The sequence below is a fragment of the Flavobacterium sp. NPDC079362 genome, assembly GCF_050267765.1.
In the GTDB taxonomy this organism is placed as follows: Bacteria; Bacteroidota; Bacteroidia; order Flavobacteriales; family Flavobacteriaceae; genus Flavobacterium; species Flavobacterium azizsancarii.
The window spans coordinates 1-15,210 of the sequence record NZ_JBNNFM010000024.1 but is presented as its reverse complement, the minus strand read 5'-3'; the positions used below and the strand labels follow the sequence as shown (position 1 = coordinate 15,210).

Here is a 15,210-nt window from a genome sequence, read left to right as displayed (position 1 = left end):
CGAATAACTTTTAAAAATATGACAAATTATAAATTCATATTAAGTGGTGGTGGAACAGGAGGGCATATCTATCCTGCAATCGCTATTGCTAATGAATTAAAAGCACAATTTCCTGATGCTGAATTTCTTTTTGTTGGTGCCAAAGATAAAATGGAGATGCAAAAAGTACCTCAGGCGGGTTATGAAATAAAAGGTCTTTGGATTGCTGGTTTACAGAGAAAATTAACCTTGCAAAACTTGATGTTTCCGTTAAAATTGGCAACAAGTTTGCTGGAGTCGCGTAGAATTATCAGACAATTTAAGCCAAATGTAGTTATAGGTACAGGTGGTTTTGCTAGCGGACCGTTGTTACAGGCAGCTGGAGGAGCGGGAATACCAACTGTGATTCAGGAGCAAAATTCATTCCCGGGAATAACGAATAAGCTATTGAGTAAAAAAGCTAATGCAATTTGTGTGGCTTACCAGAATCTGGAAAGATTTTTTCCTAAAGAAAAGATTATTTTAACCGGAAATCCGGTTCGTCAGGATCTGATAGATATTGAGAGTAAACGTGATGAAGCAATTGCTTTTTACGGTTTAGATCCTAATAAAAAAACATTGTTGGTTTTAGGCGGGAGCTTAGGAGCAAGAAGAGTTAATCAGTTAATTGAGAAAGAACTGCAAAATATGCTTTCGCAGGATATTCAGGTAATCTGGCAATGCGGTAAATTATATTTTGAAGAATATAAAAAACACAATCAGCAGAACGTAAGAGTAGTTGATTTTATCGAAAGAATGGATTTTGTATATGCTGCAGCCGATGTGATTATTTCTCGTGCAGGAGCATCATCAGTTTCAGAATTATGTATTGTTGGGAAACCGGTAATTTTTATTCCATCACCAAATGTAGCCGAAGATCATCAGACTAAAAATGCTCAGGCGATAGTGGATGCAAAAGGAGCTATTTTGTTGAAAGAATCAGAATTAGACACTCAGTTTAGTATTGTTTTTGAAGCTTTACTGAAAGATCAGGGAAAGCAAAAACAATTAAGTGATAATATTAAAAAGCTGGCAATGCCAAATGCGGTGAAAGTAATTGTAGATCAGATTAGAAAGTTGTTATAATATAACTTTATCTGATAATTATAGAACATAATAAAAAATTTAGAACGCTATTTTTAAGCGTTTTGAGTTATTAAAGTAAGAAAAATACAAAGGCTTAATTACTAGTTTCTTATATAAGAAAGTAATCTGTAAATAGCTCAAAAACAAATAGAAATGAATTTAGATCAAATACAAAACGTTTATTTTATAGGCATTGGAGGCATCGGAATGAGTGCACTGGCCCGTTATTTTAAAAATATCGGGAAACAGGTTTCGGGTTACGATAAAACACCATCAATGCTGACGAGTGAATTAATTGAAAGTGGTATTGATATTCATTTTGAAGATAACATAAATCTGATTCCTGCTAATTATTTTGTTGAAAATACACTGGTAATTTTTACTCCGGCTGTACCAAAAACACATTCAGAGTGGAATTATTTTATCGAAAGAAATTACGAGATTAAAAAGCGTGCCGAAGTTTTAGGAATTATAACAAAAGACACTTTTAGTTTTGCAGTTGCCGGTACACACGGAAAAACTACAACCTCAAGTATTTTAGGTCATATTTTATATGAAAGTGGAGCTGATGTTACGGCTTTTGTTGGTGGAATTGTTGAGAATTACAATTCTAACTTAATTGGAAGCGGAAAGACTGTGACAGTTGTAGAAGCTGACGAATTCGATCGTTCGTTTTTGCATTTACATCCCAATATTGCCTGTATTACGTCAATGGATGCAGATCATTTGGATATTTACGGAACAAGTGAGGCAATTGAGGCTTCGTTTGTTGAATTTGCCAATAAAGTAGAAGATAAAACTAAGCTGTTTATAACAAAAGAGTTACCACTTGAAGGAGTACAATGTGCTATAAATGAAGATGCTGTATATAAGGCTTTTAATGTTCGTATAGAAGATGGGAGTTATGTTTTTGATGTTCAGACACCATCAGAGATCATGAAAGATCTGCATTTTGGTTTGCCCGGAAAGCACAATTTAATGAATGGATTGATGGCTATTGCGATGGCGAAGACTTTTGGCACCCCGACCGACTTGATTGCAAAAGCCATTGCTTCATTCAACGGAATCAGAAGACGTTTTTCGTATCAGATTAAGTCTGATAAATTAGTTTATATAGATGATTATGCACATCATCCAACAGAGATAAATGCGGTACATCAGGCAGTTACTGAGTTGTATCCCGGACTTAAGGTACTGGCAATTTTTCAGCCTCATTTGTTCAGCAGAACAAGAGATTTTGTTGATGGATTTGCAGAAAGCCTGTCTCAGTTTGATGAAGTATTTTTAATGGATATTTACCCGGCACGCGAATTACCGATGGATGGGATTACATCAGAGTGGTTGTTGGGAAAAATGACAAATTCGAATAAGAAAATTGTTGCAAAAAGTGATTTATTAGCGGAGATCAAAGCCAGTGATGCGCCAATAATTGTAACAATAGGAGCTGGTGATATTGGAGAGATGGTTCCGTCAATCAAAAAAATGCTAAATGAAAATATTTAATTGGACAAATATTAGATTAATTCTCATTTTAGGACTCGTTTTATTTTTATATTCTTTCGCTAAACATCGAAATGGTGACCGAAAATTAAAAAAATCTGTTGTTGTTTTTGTAGGGGAAAATACGCTTTTTGTGAAACCGGAAACGGTTAATAAATTGTTGATAGAAAATAAAAAAGACGCTTCCAGTATCCGAAAAGATGAACTAGATTTGAATAAGATTGAGAAAACCCTTGATACGCAAGAGATGATTGAAAAATCAAATGTTTTTGTAAGTATCGATGGTGTTCTAAAAGCAGTAGTAAAACAGAAGACACCAATAGCGAGAGTTTATGATGGTGATGCCTCTTTTTATATTGACTATGAGGGTAATAAGATGCCTTTGTCAGACAATTATACTGCGAGAGTTCCGCTTGTTTCCGGGGCAATAAATGAAAAAAATAACGAAGATTTAGCGGCGCTATTTCGCACAATTTATGACGATGCGTTTTTGAGAAAAAACATCATTGCAATTCAAATTATGCCTAATGGAAGCTTAAAAATGTTTAATAGAAATTATAATTACTTCATCGATTTTGGCAGAACGATGAATGTTGATGAGAAATTTAATAACTATAAAGCCTTTTTTCAGAAAGCGGTTTTAGATAGTTCGTTATATAAATACAATAAAATTGACCTTAGGTTTACGGAACAAGTAGTTTGCACAAAATAATAGAAAATGGAAAAAGATAACATTGCAGTAGGTCTAGATATTGGAACGACAAAGATAGTTGCCATGATCGGCAAGAAGAATGAGTATGGTAAGTTGGAAATTTTGGGTATTGGGAAATCCAAAAGTTTAGGAGTTGCGCGAGGAGTTGTAAACAACATCACGCAAACTATCCAATCGATTCAACAAGCAATACTTGAAGCCGAAAATAATTCAGGTTATAAAATAAAAGATGTCGTTGTAGGGATCGCAGGACAACACATTAGAAGTATACAGCATACAGATTACATCAGCCGTAATAATCCGGAAGAAGTAATTGGAGAAAAAGATATTCAGCTTTTGATCGACCAGGTAAATAAACTGGCGATGTTACCGGGAGAAGAAATTATTCACGTTCTGCCACAAGAATTTAAAATCGACGGGCAGTCTGAGATAAAAGAACCAATCGGAATGTACGGTGGAAGATTAGAATCTAGTTTTCATGTAGTAGTTGGGCAGGCATCATCGATCAGAAATGTGGGAAGATGTATTCAGAGTTCAGGAATCGAATTGTCAGGATTGACATTAGAACCATTAGCTTCTGCAGATGCCGTTTTGAGTCAGGAAGAAAAAGAAGCAGGAGTAGCTTTGATTGATATTGGTGGAGGAACAACAGATTTAGCCATTTTTAAAGATGGTATTATTCGTCATACTGCAGTGATACCTTTTGGAGGAAACGTAATTACAGACGATATTAAAGAAGGTTGTTCAATTATCGAAAAACAAGCAGAGCTTTTAAAAATAAAATTCGGATCGGCTTGGCCGGGAGAAAATAAAGACAACGAGATTGTTTCTATTCCCGGATTAAGAGGAAGAGAGCCAAAAGAGATTTCGCTTAAAAACTTATCTAAAATTATTCATGCCCGAGTGGTAGAAATTGTAGAGCAGGTTTTTGCAGAAATTAAAGCTTATGGACATGAAGATCCCCGTAAAAAATTAATTGCAGGAATTGTTCTTACAGGTGGTGGTGCTCAGCTTAAACATATTAAGCAATTAGTAGAATACATTACTGGTATGGATACCAGAATTGGATATCCAAACGAGCATTTAGCAGGCAATTCAAGCGAAGAAATTTCTAGTCCGTTGTTTGCAACAGCAGTTGGTTTGGTAATGAACAGTATCGAAAACAGTACACAAAGTGCTGTGAGAATGGAGATTGTAAACGAACAGACAAAGGTAGTATACAGAAATGTTCCGCCTCCGGTACAACAACCTGTACAGCAACGATACGAAGTTGAAGAAAACTACGTTGAAAGAGTAGAAACTATTGAAGAAACAAGAGAAGTTGTTAGGAATAATGTATCTAAGGAAGAATCTACGGAAACTAAAATTAGAAGATCATTTTTTGATAGATATGTCGACAAAATCAAAGATTTTTTAGACAACGCAGAATAATAATAAGAGAAAAGGAATTACTATTGGCCCCAAGTCAAGAAGTAAAAAATGTATTAAATAAGAATTTCAAAAACCAAAAAGATGATGAGCAACTCAGAATTTGGAAGTATTTCATTTGATTTACCAAAAAACCAATCAAATGTTATCAAAGTAATAGGTGTAGGTGGAGGTGGTAGTAATGCTATCAACCATATGTTTAAACAAGGTATTAAAGGCGTTGATTTCATCGTTTGTAATACTGATTCACAGGCACTGCAGAATAGTTCTGTACCTAATAAAATTCAGTTAGGTATGAACCTTACAGAAGGTCTTGGAGCAGGAGCAAATCCTGATGTAGGACAGCAATCTGCTATTGAGAGTATCGCCGATATCGAAAAAATGTTAGACCGTGGTACTAAGATGGTGTTTATTACCGCTGGTATGGGTGGTGGAACAGGTACTGGTGCAGCTCCGGTAATTGCACAATTGGCAAAAGAAAGAGAAATCCTTACTGTAGGTATCGTAACTATTCCTTTTCAGTTTGAAGGAAAAGTGCGTCAGGAACAAGCGCTTTTAGGAATCGAAAAATTGCGTAAGCAAGTCGATTCGTTAATTGTAATTAATAATAATAAGTTAAGAGAAGTATACGGAAATCTTGGTTTTAAAGCAGGATTCTCTAAAGCGGATGAAGTTTTGGCAACAGCCTCAAGAGGTATTGCTGAAGTAATTACGCACCACTATACTCAAAATATCGATTTACGTGATGCTAAAACTGTTTTATCAAACAGCGGAACAGCTATCATGGGATCTTCTGTTGCTGCGGGTGAGAACAGAGCGAAAGATGCTATCGTTTCAGCATTGGATTCTCCGTTGTTAAACGACAACAAGATTACAGGAGCCAAAAACGTATTGTTGCTTATCGTTTCTGGATCAAACGAAATTACATTGGATGAGATTGGAGAAATCAATGATCACATTCAGGTAGAAGCAGGTCATAATGCTAATATTATCATGGGAGTTGGTGAAGACGAAACTCTTGGTGATGCTATTGCCGTGACTATTATTGCAACAGGTTTTGATGTTGAACAACAAAATGAAATTGTAAATACAGAACCTAAAAAAATCATTCATACGTTAGAAGATGAACAAAGAAGCGTTCATAATTTAACGAATAAATCGGTTACTTCTTTTGATGTAAATGCTGAAACACCTACTGCAAAATCAGAAGAGAAAATTGTTTTTGATTTAATGGATGATGATGAAGATATCGTAACTCCATTTACACCTACACAAGTTGCTCCAGTTGTAGTTGCTCCAATTGCAGTTACACCGGTTGAAGTTACTCCCGTTGCTCCGTCAATGAATCAGGATGAATTAGTAGTAATGTCTGAGTTTATTAAAAACCTGGATGTAACATTCGAAATTGTTTCGCCTATTACAGATATTGATTTTACGATTTCATCTCCGGAAGCGCAAATTGTTCAGGAAGTAAAACCTGTTCAACAAGTTCAGCAAAGAACTTTTGAAAGAGAAGAACAAACCACTTTTTCTTTTGACTTACCTCTTTTCAGATCAGAGCCTGAAGTTAAAAAAGAACCGGTTGCTCAGCAAGAGAATAAAATTTTATTCGAATTATCGAATGAAACCCGTAATATCAAAGTAAATGATCCAGTACAATTTGTACCGGTAACTGAACTTTCAGATAAAGGGATTATCAAATATTCGTTAGAAGAATATATGGAGGTAGAGAATGACTTAGTGGCATCAAAACCTGCTGATAAAGTGGTAGAAGAAGTAATTCCTGCGGAATTAAATATCACCATGAAACAAAAAGTTGATTTTGCCAGTGAAGGAAACTTTACAACAGTTTCAGAAGTTTCTCCGATGGAATTAACAATCGAAGAAACATTAAGATTAAGAGCTGAAGAAAGAAGAAAGAAACTAAAAGAATTTAATTATAAATTCCATAATAATGTTTCAAGAATTGACGAGTTAGAAAAAGAGCCGGCTTACAAAAGATTAGGTATCGATTTGTCTAATTCTCAATCAAATAATAACAATTCTAGAATATCAGTTGGAACAGATAGTAACAACGATTTGCAATTGCGTTCAAATAATTCATTTTTGCACGACAACGTAGATTAATTTTAGGATAATAATAAATACAGATAGCCCGAAAATTGGATTTAATTTTCGGGTTATTTTTTTTATCTTCGCACAGAATTTAAAATTTGACTTTAAAAGTATTTATATTTAAGAAATATTGTCACCCTGAGCGAAGTCGAAGGTTAATTACCTAAAATGGCTTCGACTTCGCTCAGCCTGACAAATGATTGGTGTTTTACTATAAGTCAAGAGCACGATTTCAATTATTCATGTCAATTATAGGTTTTACCTATTTAAATAAAAAATAAGATGAGTTTACAAACATTAATCATGGACGACATTAAAACCGCCATGAGAGCAAAAGATACAGTAGCATTAGAAGCATTAAGAGCAATTAAATCTGAAATGTTATTAGCTGCTACAGCTTCAGGTTCTAAAGAAGAATTAACAGAAGACGATGAAGTTAAATTACTTCAAAGACTAGTTAAAACCCGTAAAGAAAGTGCAAGAATTTTTACAGAACAAAATCGTCCTGATTTGGCTGAGCCAGAATTAGCGCAAATTGCTGTAATCGAGAAATTTCTTCCTGCACAATTAAGCGAAGCAGAAGTAGAAGCTGTAATTGCAAAAATTATTGCAGAAACAGGTGCGTCTGGAATTGGATCAATGGGAAAAGTTATGGGATTAGCGTCTGCTCAACTAGGCGGAACTGCTGAAGGAAAAACAATTTCTACTATTGTTAAGAAGTTACTAGTTTAAAGTCCAAAATATAAATTCCAAATTCCAATTGTAAAGTGGGTATTTGGAATTTAAAAGATTGAAAATTTATTTTTTTGACCACGTAGTTCAACTGGATAGAATATCAGATTTCGGCTCTGAGGGTTGGGGGTTCGAACCCCTCCGTGGTCACAAAAGAAAAAACCTATTTCGAGATGAAATAGGTTTTTTTATGTCTTTTTTTTTAATTGTTTGGTAAATTGTGTTTGTATAAAGAATAGTAGTTCTGAGTTTCTTCACTCTTATCTATCACTTTCACTTTTCCATTCGTGTTCAATGTTTGTCATTAGTAATGCGTTATCAAAAGTTACAGATCCTTTTGGAAAAATTTCTTCATTTTCAAAAAAGCTGGATTTTACTTTCATTACGTCAAGAGGTCTGACTTCCCAGTTATATGCTTTCAATCTTAATCCATCAAATTTGTCTTTATTGGGCGAATATCCAAGGTCGCCATTTTCAAAAAATGTGGAAGCATTACTTAATGTTTCAAAAATTGATTTATCACTAAATAATTTTGTTTCTGTGGCATCAATCAATATTTCAGTATTATCTGAGCTCTTAAAATTAATATGATAATTTCCGTTTTTTTCGACCACATTAAATTTTGCATGATAATGTTTGCCCGGAAATATTCTTCCGCCAACAAGTGTGTTTAACTTTAACGAAGTATCTCTTCGCGGAATATAAACGCCTGATTTTATCTCACCATTTTCGTCCCATTCAACAGCAATACGATGAGCGCCGTTTTCTGAGTTTACTCCAATAAAGTTAGGAAATCCTTTTGGTTTTATGTTTTTTAGTCTTATTAGGCAAATTCCAACTATGGCTTTGTCTTTGTATATTTTTGGTCTATAAGGAAACGGAATTATCTTTTCTACAGATTTTGGGTCAGCTGTAAAGTTGATTAAAATTCTTCTTTCGATATATCCGTGTAGGGTTGGAATTTTCATTTCGGTATCAGTTTTACTAAAGAGCATAACTCACTTCTATCTGCCGTAAAATAGCTTTTATCAGATCAATTGGAAAGATTTAAGGAACTGTTTTTGTTTTTTTAAGACTAATATATAACTATTTTTACCAGGCAACTAGTTTTATTGATACAAGTTGCAGATCATTTTTTTTACTAACAAGAGATTCTAAAATTACATTTATAGGATTTTAAATGTTCCAATCAAATTATATTGTTTTGATCTATTGTATCTCAAAATTATTTTAAAAAGAATAATTCGATAACGGTTATCTCACGACATTTTTACGACATTTGATGTATTGCTAATTTAAAACTAATTTTTATTATAAAGAAGCAATGGTTTCGGTGTAGAAATCTGTAATAGTTTTTATGCAATATTTGTTAAGCTTGCGCAACTGTGTATTGAAAACGAAGAATAGCGTTTAAGTTAAAATTACGAATGAAAGAAGAACAAACAAATCAAGAAGACTGTACGATTCAGGAATGCACCACAGATTATATCAATCAATGTGGAGGTTCGCCTATGTATAATATTTTTCTTTTGGAAGGAAGTGGAAAAATAAGTGTAGATCTGACAGAATATGTTTTTGAAGGTAAAATAGCCCTATTTACGACTCCATATCAAATTATTTATTTTAGTACAGAAAAGCCAATTACAACAAGAAGACTTCAGTTTCATGGTGACTTTTATTGCATAGAATACCATAAAAAAGAAGTGGCTTGCAATGGTCTTTTATTTAATAATATATACCAGCAGCCTTATATAAATCTTGAACCGGAAGATTATATAGAACTGGATTATATTTTAGGAAAACTGATTGTTGAAATAGAAAATGCGGATACTTATTCTAAATCTGTAGTAAAAGCTTATCTGCAATTGATTCTTGCATTATGCAGCAAAATTAAGTCAAAAGATCTTGTTATTGAAGAGGAGAAGAATATACATCATCCGTTAATGAAATTTAAAACCTTACTTGAAAATAATTTTTATAAAGAAAGACAGCCTTCTTTTTACGCTGCTCAAATGGGGATTTCGCCCAATAATTTTTCGAAATTATGCAAACAGCATTTTCTGAAAACACCATCTGAATTAATTCATGAAAGGGTTATACTTGAATCTAAAAAAATGATTCATCTTAGCTACAAGAGTATGAAAGAAATAGCTGCTGAATTAAATTTTGATGATGAGAATTATTTCAGCCGATATTTTAAAAAGCATACAAAAATTACCCCTACAGCTTTTCGTGAAAATGTTGGGATATCTATTGTAGCAGATTTGTCCAGATAATATCCCTATTTGTCCATTGTAACCAGAAGCAGATGCAAGTAATTTTGTTGTAAATATTAAAACAACAAGAAGATGAGTATCTTAGAAACGTTAGCAAAATTACAAAGTCAATTTTTTAATTTAATGCGAATCGCCATTTGTATCGTAATGGTATGGATTGGGGGGCTTAAGTTCTTTCAATATGAAGCAGACGGAATCGTTCCTTTTGTAGCAAATAGTCCTTTAATGAGTTTCTTTTATAGTAATAATTCAAATGAATATAAAGACCATAAAAATAAAGAAGGTGAAGTAGTGCTGAAGAACATTGAATGGAATAAACAAAACGGAACTTATACTTTTTCATATGTGTTAGGAACGGTAATTATAGGGATTGGATTGCTTACTTTTTTGGGTATATTTAATAATCGTTTAGGACTTCTTGGCGGATTACTCACAGCGGGAATGGCAATAGTTACGCTTACTTTTCTAATTACTACTCCTGAAGTCTGGGTTCCCAATTTAGGTGGAGATATAACAACACCAAATTTTGGTTTTCCTTATCTTTCAGGTGCCGGAAGATTGGTTATAAAAGATATTATTATGATGGCAGGAGGTTTAATTGTCGCTTCTGACTGTGCTAAAAAGCTCTTGAAATATTGAAACAAAAAGGCTGAAAAGCGAAGAAAAATGTATCAAAGTCAAAATACAAAGTTTTAAAAGTGAATAAAATCAAATTAATCCGATATTTTTTTGCCCTGCTTATAATTGGTTCAATGGTTGGTGCATCAGAATGGTTTGGCCAGAAAGAAATACTGTTTCCTGAAATGGCCGCATTAGTACTAGGTCTGTGGGTTATTGATAAAAAAATATGGAGAGTGAGCAGATCAATGCTTGTCGTGTTGATGACAGTTTGTGCTTTTTTTGGAGTTTTACTGGTTCGTTATTCTTCGTTTCCTGTTTTAATCAATATTGCAATTTCATTTGCATTTACTTCGCTTTGTCTTATTTTGACACGTACCACATTAATTCCCATAACGTCAGCTGCGATGTTGCCGGTTTTATTAGGAACAGATTCATTTGTTTATCCTGCTTCTGTTTTTGTGATGAGCCTTTTAGTTGTTTCCGGACAGTGGCTTCTGGAGAAAAATGCATTGCGCCAGGTTATTGCTTTTGATAAAAAAAAGGGATATTACAAACATAGTATAAAGCATTGGGCCAGATTATTTTTTTGGTTAATCCTCATAGCTGCAATTCCGGCATATACAGGGAGATTATTATTTATTGTGCCGCCATTGATCGTTATGTTTATAGAATTTAGTTCGTCATCGTCAGGGTTTCGCAATCGTCCATTACAAGTTTATATGGTCGTTATAATTGCTGCCATTTTAGGAACATTTTTTCAGTATTATGTCCATACAATATTACGTCTGCCTCTGGTATATACGGTACTATTATTATTTGTCAGCCTTTTTTCTCTTTTTGAAATTGTCAGGAAACCATTTGCTCCAGCTTGTGCCATTGCCCTTGTTCCCATGATTATTCCTCAGGAAAATATACTTTTATATCCCGTTCAGGTGGCGGTGGGAGCAGCGATTTTTTTGTTTGTCTCCATGTTTTTTTTCCTGAAATGTTACAATTGGAAACGTGAGCATCTATTAGTTTGTTTTGTACCCGGTTTTATAAGATCCGGAATGCAGCGACCCAACCGCAGACAAAGAAAAAAAGAGTATCCGGAATGAATTTATAATTATTGCTGTAAAAGTTTCTGAAGGTCCAGTTCAGCAATAATTTGTTTTTTCATTGTAGTATGAATATAATCTTTAGCTTCAGCATAAGAAATATTGTATTTGCGCAGGATATCCTGTAAATGCTCAGGAAAACCAGCCAGTACTTTATCATAATAAAGATCCAGTTCACCTTCGTCAGGCATTTCAAATTGTAAACGTATCTGAAATCGTCGCAATAAAGCAGTATCAATAGAATGATAATGGTTTGTTGCACAAATAAGCAAACTATCAGACGGGAAATAATCTATCAATTGAATGATCGTATTAACAAGGCGTCTCATTTCTCCCACATCCTTATCGTCGCTGTCACGGCTTTTTCCGATCTGGTCAAATTCATCTAAAAATAATACAGCCTTTTCTCTGATAGCCTTTTCGAATATAGCTTTTACATTTTTTGATGTTTCGCCAATTCGCGCGTTAATTAAAGTACTCAGATTCATGATTACGATATTCTTGTTCAAAGCAGCAGCAATAGCTTTTGCCGTCGTCGTTTTACCGCAGCCAGAGTGACCATGAAATAATATTTTATTGTCTACTTTAAGATTGTATTTTTTTAATTCCTCAATGTATTCGTGCTCCTTAATAGTTTGCAGCAACGCAGCTTTGTTCTCGTCACTAAAAAGTAAGTCATCTAATGCTATTTTTTCGGTATCGTTTACAGTCAGCTCGTATAGATTCATTTCAGTTTTATTTGATGCAAAATTAAAGTTTATTCTGCAATATTCTCATTCCATATTTCTTTTCCTAAAAAATCGGTTTCCAAAAACCGACGAACCAATCCTGACCATGTCTGAACCTTCGGCAATTGCCAGTTCTAAATCCTGAGACATTCCCATAGAAAGCTTTAATGGTTGCATGTTTTCAATTCCTTCGGCATAAATCTCATCCCTTATTTGTCGTAATAAACGTAGGGATGGCTGCATTTTTTCTTTTTCAACATCTAATAAACCAATTGTCATCAACCCTTTAATATTCAAAGTTTCGTATTTTTTTACTTCCCTTATGAAAGAAATTACTTCATCAGGACGAAGTCCAAATTTACTTTCCTCAAAAGAAGTATTGACCTGAATAAAAACATCGAGGTTCCTGTTTTCTTTTTGCAATTGCCTGTCTAGTTCCTGCGCAAGATTTAACCGGTCTAAAGACTGAATACATGAAACATATTTCAGGACATCTTTTATTTTATTAGTTTGCAAATGGCCAATAAAATGACGTTCTGTATTTAATTCTTTTAATCCGAAATCTTTATCCCGTAATTCCTGCATTTTGTTTTCGCCAATTAAAGTTTCCCCCGCTTCAATCGCAATTCTTATTTTTTCGAAAGGAACAGTTTTAGTGGCTAACAGCAATTGTATATCAGACACATTTCTGCCGGAAAGTTCACAGGCATTTTTAATGCGATTGTGAACCTCTTTTAAATTCGAAATTATTAACTCTTTCATTCTGCAAAACTAAGAGTTGCTCAAAACGTGAGCGTGATCCAGTTTTAAGTATAAGCAATAGTCCAGTTTAGGAATTGTGCAGGTATCATCCCGGATTATTTTCCTGATACAATTTTTGACCAATTACCCCTTTATCCCCCAAAGCGCGACCTTTTATTAGCCATGCAATTCCAAAAGCAAAAAGAGAAAGCGCCTCAAAAATCAAAGTCGAATAAGGAAACAATTTTAATATTTCGAAAGTTGGGATCATTATGATGCATACTATAATCGAATAACCGCAAACCCTGTAAATATTGTTTTCGTTCAGGATACTTTTAGGAGTTTTTGTTTCATTTTCCTGCCCAATAGTAAAAACATTAATTGCCAATAAAGCCAATATTAAAAACAAAAGAGCAGCAAAACCATAATGAAGCCAGCCAAGCCATTTTTCAGGATATGGAATTAAAGTATAAATTTTGGCCTTGAAATCATCTGGATTTGTGGGAAACAAAGCCACACCCAAAGCCATAATTCCTGCTATATTGGTTAATAAATTGTCGTTCTTCAGGATCGAAGCATTTCCGAAACCTTTGTACCGAATCAGAAATAAGCCAACGGCACACAAAGTTCCGGTAAAAATTTCCCGCAAATTAGTATAGTAATAATGGCTAATAGAAAACTGAAGTGGAGTTTGAAAAAAAGGAACCAGAGAAAACACCACTAAAAGTATCGGAAGACTTATACCCAGATAACCAATGGCACGTCTGATTCTTCTGTAGGTAAAAATATCGTAGTTTTCAATCTCAATCTCATTATCTGCCCCTGTCTTCATATTTTATGCTGTTTAATAACGCTTAATAAAAGTAAGGCGTAATTGTTTAACTCAAAAAAGTTATAATAGCCTGTCCGTTTTTCTCCGCCTCAGCATAAACGTGCTGTAAGCGTTTAAAATAAAAATCAACATATTCAAACGTTTCAGAATCCCAAATAGAAGGATAAACATCAATTTCAGTCATCTTTTCCGGATTATATCTTTGTTTGAGCTCTTCGGTTGTAAAAACTGAGATTTTACTGTTAAGTTCTTTTACCTGTTTAGGTGTTAGGTAATGACCGGGACCATAACCCAAATCCTGTCCTTCATCTATAATTTGCCCGCTAAAGAGAACCTGAACAAGCGGATTATTGGCATTTTGAATATTATCACCTGTTAATAAAAAAATAATAGCATCCCATGCTTTGTCTATATCTTTCAGGTTAAAATCTTTGTCGGCATCAGGACTATAAATCCTTTCTTCAAGAAGAGTACTGTCGTTTAAATAAGTTTTTAGTTCAGTAGGTGTAACACGAAGTAAATTGGCAATCATTCCCATACGGCTTAAAGTAAGTTTGGTTAATTAAATAGATTCAGGGTTTTATAGTGTGTTTGTCTTTTTATAAATTTACGGGTGTTTTTTTTATTTCTTCGAAAATAAATTTTCAACAACCCAAGCCGGACCAATCATCAGAAACTGGAGATCTTTTAAGAAAGAAGGTTTTTTGCCCTCAATATTATGTCCGTAGAATTGTCCGATCCATGCGATTATAAAAATACCAATAGAGAAGATCCATAAAGGTACAATTTGCCCGATATAATAATTTACCACAAGACAAATAGCTGATAAAACAGCAATTTTAATAGCCATAGAAACAGATAACCGAATATAAAAAATGAGTACAAAAATGAGTACTACGACGGCCCAATTTTCGATAACAGGCGCATTTAATTTTAATGTATTGGCAATAATACCACTCGGGATACTCATTAATAATCCCACTATAGAAAAGTAAATTGCCGGAACACATACATAATGTATGGCCTTATTTTTTGGGTTTTGATGACTTACGGCATATTCTGCAAACCATTGCTCTAATGTTCTCATCTTTTTGGTTTTAAGGTTAGTTACGTAAATCTAATGAAATTTCTTTTTGGTTGATCGATAGCAGATAAAAAACTAAATTGAATTGAAAATTTTTGAAGCATAATAAAAAACACACAAATAAAACTATTATTTGTGTGTTTTCGTTGTGTGCCCAGCATGGGCGATAACTCTAGGGTGTAAGTCCCGAACACGCCTTTACAGTGGGAAGTGTTAGCTGAATGCAAGGGTGTCCATCGC

Annotated in this window: 14 protein-coding genes, 1 tRNA gene and 1 pseudogene; 10 read left to right on the top strand and 6 right to left on the bottom strand. The window is 34.1% G+C overall.

Annotated elements, in window-relative coordinates; translation table 11 throughout:
• Nucleotides 1–18: 18 nt before the first annotated feature.
• The 7 genes from murG to ACQKCJ_RS17885 all read left to right on the top strand — a co-directional run bounded on the left by murG (nt 19) and on the right by ACQKCJ_RS17885 (nt 7,741).
• Complete coding sequence (murG, locus tag ACQKCJ_RS17915; protein WP_271336515.1) at nt 19–1,104, top strand: undecaprenyldiphospho-muramoylpentapeptide beta-N-acetylglucosaminyltransferase; 1,086 nt, start codon at nt 19–21, stop codon at nt 1,102–1,104.
• A gap of 153 nt (nt 1,105–1,257) precedes the next feature.
• Nucleotides 1,258–2,607 (top strand): UDP-N-acetylmuramate--L-alanine ligase, encoded by a 1,350-nt coding sequence (gene murC / locus ACQKCJ_RS17910; RefSeq protein WP_271336514.1) that lies wholly within the window; start codon nt 1,258–1,260, stop codon nt 2,605–2,607.
• The gene (locus ACQKCJ_RS17905; protein ID WP_271336513.1) at nt 2,594–3,316 is read left to right on the top strand and encodes a cell division protein FtsQ/DivIB; all 723 of its coding nucleotides are present in this window, start codon (nt 2,594–2,596) and stop codon (nt 3,314–3,316) included. Before murC ends, ACQKCJ_RS17905 begins: the two co-directional genes overlap by 14 nt.
• A gap of 6 nt (nt 3,317–3,322) precedes the next feature.
• Nucleotides 3,323–4,747: a cell division protein FtsA gene (gene ftsA, locus ACQKCJ_RS17900; protein ID WP_271336512.1), complete on the top strand. Its 1,425-nt coding sequence runs from the start codon at nt 3,323–3,325 to the stop codon at nt 4,745–4,747.
• A gap of 81 nt (nt 4,748–4,828) precedes the next feature.
• Entirely contained in the window at nt 4,829–6,871 is a 2,043-nt protein-coding gene (gene ftsZ, locus ACQKCJ_RS17895) for a cell division protein FtsZ (protein ID WP_271336511.1), read from the top strand.
• Nucleotides 6,872–7,141: 270 nt separating this feature from the next.
• On the top strand, nt 7,142–7,591 hold the full coding sequence (locus tag ACQKCJ_RS17890) for a GatB/YqeY domain-containing protein (protein ID WP_271336510.1): 450 nt from the start codon (nt 7,142–7,144) through the stop codon (nt 7,589–7,591).
• A 76-nt stretch (nt 7,592–7,667) separates the two neighbouring features.
• Nucleotides 7,668–7,741 (top strand) — tRNA-Arg (locus ACQKCJ_RS17885).
• A gap of 110 nt (nt 7,742–7,851) precedes the next feature.
• Here the strand turns inward: ACQKCJ_RS17885 and ACQKCJ_RS17880 are convergent.
• Nucleotides 7,852–8,559 (bottom strand): DUF2071 domain-containing protein, encoded by a 708-nt coding sequence (locus ACQKCJ_RS17880; RefSeq protein ID WP_427402589.1) that lies wholly within the window; start codon nt 8,557–8,559, stop codon nt 7,852–7,854.
• Between the two features lie 459 nt (nt 8,560–9,018).
• Between ACQKCJ_RS17880 and ACQKCJ_RS17875 the strand changes: the two genes are divergently transcribed.
• The 3 genes from ACQKCJ_RS17875 to ACQKCJ_RS17865 all read left to right on the top strand — a co-directional run bounded on the left by ACQKCJ_RS17875 (nt 9,019) and on the right by ACQKCJ_RS17865 (nt 11,585).
• Nucleotides 9,019–9,867 (top strand): helix-turn-helix domain-containing protein, encoded by an 849-nt coding sequence (locus ACQKCJ_RS17875; RefSeq protein ID WP_427402588.1) that lies wholly within the window; start codon nt 9,019–9,021, stop codon nt 9,865–9,867.
• 72 nt (nt 9,868–9,939) lie between these two features.
• The gene (locus tag ACQKCJ_RS17870) at nt 9,940–10,506 is read left to right on the top strand and encodes a DUF417 family protein (protein WP_271336507.1); all 567 of its coding nucleotides are present in this window, start codon (nt 9,940–9,942) and stop codon (nt 10,504–10,506) included.
• A 59-nt stretch (nt 10,507–10,565) separates the two neighbouring features.
• Nucleotides 10,566–11,585, top strand: coding sequence for a hypothetical protein (locus ACQKCJ_RS17865; RefSeq protein ID WP_271336506.1), 1,020 nt, complete (start codon nt 10,566–10,568; stop codon nt 11,583–11,585).
• A gap of 8 nt (nt 11,586–11,593) precedes the next feature.
• Here the strand turns inward: ACQKCJ_RS17865 and ACQKCJ_RS17860 are convergent, their stop codons facing one another.
• From ACQKCJ_RS17860 to ACQKCJ_RS17840, 5 genes and pseudogenes are all read right to left on the bottom strand, one after another.
• The gene (locus tag ACQKCJ_RS17860) at nt 11,594–12,313 is read right to left on the bottom strand and encodes an AAA family ATPase (RefSeq protein WP_427402587.1); all 720 of its coding nucleotides are present in this window, start codon (nt 12,311–12,313) and stop codon (nt 11,594–11,596) included.
• A gap of 29 nt (nt 12,314–12,342) precedes the next feature.
• A pseudogene (locus ACQKCJ_RS17855) lies at nt 12,343–13,075 on the bottom strand (YggS family pyridoxal phosphate-dependent enzyme).
• Between the two features lie 85 nt (nt 13,076–13,160).
• Nucleotides 13,161–13,886: a hypothetical protein gene (locus ACQKCJ_RS17850; RefSeq protein ID WP_271336503.1), complete on the bottom strand. Its 726-nt coding sequence runs from the start codon at nt 13,884–13,886 to the stop codon at nt 13,161–13,163.
• A gap of 46 nt (nt 13,887–13,932) precedes the next feature.
• On the bottom strand, nt 13,933–14,418 hold the full coding sequence (locus tag ACQKCJ_RS17845) for a YfbM family protein (protein ID WP_271336502.1): 486 nt from the start codon (nt 14,416–14,418) through the stop codon (nt 13,933–13,935).
• Nucleotides 14,419–14,508: 90 nt separating this feature from the next.
• On the bottom strand, nt 14,509–14,973 hold the full coding sequence (locus ACQKCJ_RS17840) for a DUF962 domain-containing protein (protein ID WP_427402586.1): 465 nt from the start codon (nt 14,971–14,973) through the stop codon (nt 14,509–14,511).
• Nucleotides 14,974–15,210: the final 237 nt, after the last annotated feature.

Bases quoted from the DNA above. Each gene is read 5' to 3' on its own strand.
- murG (WP_271336515.1), top strand. From the start codon at position 19: ATGACAAATTATAAATTCATATTAAGTGGTGGTGGAACAGGAGGGCAT.
- murC (WP_271336514.1), top strand. From the start codon at position 1,258: ATGAATTTAGATCAAATACAAAACGTTTATTTTATAGGCATTGGAGGC.
- ACQKCJ_RS17905 (WP_271336513.1), top strand. From the start codon at position 2,594: ATGAAAATATTTAATTGGACAAATATTAGATTAATTCTCATTTTAGGA.
- ftsA (WP_271336512.1), top strand. From the start codon at position 3,323: ATGGAAAAAGATAACATTGCAGTAGGTCTAGATATTGGAACGACAAAG.
- ftsZ (WP_271336511.1), top strand. From the start codon at position 4,829: ATGATGAGCAACTCAGAATTTGGAAGTATTTCATTTGATTTACCAAAA.
- ACQKCJ_RS17890 (WP_271336510.1), top strand. From the start codon at position 7,142: ATGAGTTTACAAACATTAATCATGGACGACATTAAAACCGCCATGAGA.
- ACQKCJ_RS17880 (WP_427402589.1), bottom strand. From the start codon at position 8,559: ATGAAAATTCCAACCCTACACGGATATATCGAAAGAAGAATTTTAATC.
- ACQKCJ_RS17875 (WP_427402588.1), top strand. From the start codon at position 9,019: ATGAAAGAAGAACAAACAAATCAAGAAGACTGTACGATTCAGGAATGC.
- ACQKCJ_RS17870 (WP_271336507.1), top strand. From the start codon at position 9,940: ATGAGTATCTTAGAAACGTTAGCAAAATTACAAAGTCAATTTTTTAAT.
- ACQKCJ_RS17860 (WP_427402587.1), bottom strand. From the start codon at position 12,313: ATGAATCTATACGAGCTGACTGTAAACGATACCGAAAAAATAGCATTA.
- ACQKCJ_RS17850 (WP_271336503.1), bottom strand. From the start codon at position 13,886: ATGAAGACAGGGGCAGATAATGAGATTGAGATTGAAAACTACGATATT.
- ACQKCJ_RS17845 (WP_271336502.1), bottom strand. From the start codon at position 14,418: ATGATTGCCAATTTACTTCGTGTTACACCTACTGAACTAAAAACTTAT.
- ACQKCJ_RS17840 (WP_427402586.1), bottom strand. From the start codon at position 14,973: ATGAGAACATTAGAGCAATGGTTTGCAGAATATGCCGTAAGTCATCAA.